General features: G+C 35.6%; 3 protein-coding genes. All 3 read right to left on the reverse strand.

Annotated features, from left to right (window positions below; translation table 11 throughout):
• Nucleotides 1-180 precede the first annotated feature (180 nt).
• A complete protein-coding gene (gene spoIVA / locus AB3X49_RS20465) occupies nt 181-1659 on the reverse strand; it encodes a stage IV sporulation protein A (RefSeq protein ID WP_000416521.1) in 1479 nt (492 codons plus the stop codon).
• A gap of 242 nt (nt 1660-1901) precedes the next feature.
• Nucleotides 1902-2615 carry a YphF family lipoprotein gene (locus tag AB3X49_RS20470; RefSeq protein WP_002126422.1) on the reverse strand — a complete coding sequence of 238 codons (714 nt, stop codon included), beginning with the start codon at nt 2613-2615 and terminating at the stop codon, nt 1902-1904.
• 65 nt (nt 2616-2680) lie between these two features.
• Nucleotides 2681-2884 (reverse strand): DUF2768 domain-containing protein, encoded by a 204-nt coding sequence (locus AB3X49_RS20475; protein WP_002011815.1) that lies wholly within the window; start codon nt 2882-2884, stop codon nt 2681-2683.
• Nucleotides 2885-2928 lie beyond the last annotated feature (44 nt).

Below are 2928 nucleotides of genomic sequence, written 5' to 3' on the forward strand. Positions count from 1 at the left end.
CGCCTATATTATACGATTCTCCTTTATAATTCAATATTTTTAAGGAAATTGTTACTCTAAAAATGTGAAATTCTGATGAAACTTGACAGTTTACAACAAAATATTAGATAATGACTGTTTATTTTTCTATTACGTACTCAAAAAGAAAAAAATCCCTCTGCAATTAGAGGGATTTTTTTCTTATAATATAATCGCAATTAATCCGCCAGATCCTTCATTAATAATTCTTTCTAGCGTTTCTTTTAATTTATAACGAGCGTTTTCTGGCATTAGAGATAACTTCGCTTGAATTCCTTCTCTAACAATAGAGCTAAGAGAGCGCCCAAATATATCAGAATTCCAAATTGATAGCGGGTCATCTTCAAAATCTTGCATCAAGTAACGAACTAGTTCTTCACTTTGTTTTTCAGTACCGATAATTGGTTCAAATGTTGATTCTACATCCACTTTAATCATATGAATAGACGGCGCAACCGCTTTTAATTTAACACCAAACCTTGAGCCGTGACGAATAATTTCCGGTTCATCTAAGCTCATATCAGCTAATGCAGGCGCTGCTACTCCATATCCGGTTTGTTTTACCATCCGCAGGGCATCCGCCACTTGGTCATACTCTGTTTTCGCATGAGATAAATCGAGCATAAGCTTTAATAAATGATCTTTCCCTCGAATCTCTACTCCTACTACTTCTTTTAAAATTTGATCATACAATTCATCTGGCGCATATAAATCAATCTCTGCCACACCTTGCCCCATATCGATGCCAGCTAGACTTGCTCGATCAATAAATTCATATTGACTAAACTGCCAAACGACACGGTCCACATCACGAAGACGTTTTATATCCTTTACAGTCTCTTGAACCGCTTCCTGATAACTTTGGCGTAACCAATGCCCTTCATTTAGCACCATTACCCAGCTCGGAAGGTTTACATTCACTTCTAAAACCGGGAACTCGAATAATGCTTCTCGCAGTACGTTATACACATCTGTTTCTCTTAAACTCTCTACACTCATCGCAATTACTGGGATATCATATTCTTCTGATAAACTTTGACGTAACTGCTCCGTATCTGGATGGTATGGCTGTACAGTATTGATAATCATAATGAAAGGCTTTCCTACTTCTTTTAACTCATTTACAACGCGTTCTTCTGCCTCTATATAATCTCTTCTTGGAATTTCACCAATTGTTCCATCTGTTGTAATAACGACACCAATTGTTGAATGCTCTTGAATTACTTTACGTGTTCCGATTTCTGCAGCTTCATGGAATGGAATAGGCTCTTCATACCAAGGAGTATTAATCATGCGCGGACCATTCTCATCTTCATAGCCTTTTGCTCCTGGAACCGTATATCCAACACAATCTACTAATCGAATATTCACTTCAAGACCTTCATCTACTTCGATAGAAACCGCTTGGTTTGGAACAAACTTCGGTTCCGTCGTCATTATTGTACGACCAGCAGCACTTTGAGGCAGTTCATCCTGCGCTCTTTGACGGTCTGACTCATTTTCAATATTGGGAATAACAACAAGTTCCATAAACTTTTTAATAAATGTTGATTTCCCTGTTCGAACAGCTCCTACAACTCCAAAATAAATATCACCGCCTGTGCGTTCCGCAATATCTTTAAAAATATCTACCTTTTCCAAGTGATTCCCTCCCTCAATATTTTTGGGAATAATTCCACGTTTATAGTCAACTAATACCTTCTCTAACGTTGCCTATAATATCTGATATAATATAATGGTATTCTAGAAGTTCGGACAATATATCATATAATTTTGTCCAATTTCATATGACTATTTAAAAATACCTTTTGTTTGCATCGCAAGTTGTATAACATAAAAAACCTTTCTTCTAGAACTTATTCACTAAAAGAAAGGTTCATGACTTATGATTTCAAAAAAATTGGTTCTCCATTTTTTACTGTATACGGCAAAGAGTATGCAGGAACAAACGGGGAATCCTTCGATAGTATACTCCGGATATCTTCACCTTCTTTAAATTGTCCTTCATTTTTTTTCAACGCTTCATATAAGTCGATTCTATAATCAACAAACAATTCTCCTTTTTCATTAATTACAAGAGGGAGACCCTTTCCTGAGTACGGACTTGTCACTTGTGGTACATCTTTATATCCTAGTTTTTTGAAGTCTAATTCATAAACACCATCTGTGATCACTTTTTTAAAAGGTGGATATTGATGTTCATCACGATACATCCTTAGCTTCAATGCCACTTCTTGAATTTGTTCCGCCATTCTCACATCAATTAACTTTACTGTCGGATTTTTTTCAACATCTATTAATACATATTGATATACTCCACCACTTTCATACGCATTCCCTGGTGCCTCTTGTATGTACCTTGGAGCAATTTTTTGAAAATCAATTGGATACTTCTGATAAATCGGCGTACTCATATCACGCGTCTTAATTGGTAATAAACCATCCGTTTGCTCCTTATATGTATTAATGGCTTTTTGTACAACTTGCAACTGGTCTTCATAAGGAATAGCACTTTGTTTCATATTTTCTCTTGGATACATACACCCTGTTAAAATGCTCATGCAACAAAATATTAAAATAATATGGATTTTTTTCACTGACAATCACCTTTTCATGCTAGTATGGACTGTTGCTTTTGTAACATTTACCGACTACACATCCTTTATTGCTCAATAGGGCCACTAAATACAACAAGGAAGATAACAATTCCCGATACAATCATGAGGGTGTACGCTACTAAAGCTGTAATCCCTTTCAAAAATTTATTCTTCATTTTATGCCTACTCAATAAAATAAAACTTACTGCAAGAAACATAAATCCAATTGCCCCTAAAGCAAACCACATTTTCATAAGCCCTTCCGACATATATACACCCCTTTACTTTCAATCTATTTTTATACTATTTTAAC

Origin of the sequence: Bacillus sp. C30, assembly GCF_040838255.1 — a bacterium.
Classification (GTDB): Bacteria; Bacillota; Bacilli; order Bacillales; family Bacillaceae_G; genus Bacillus_A; species Bacillus_A mycoides.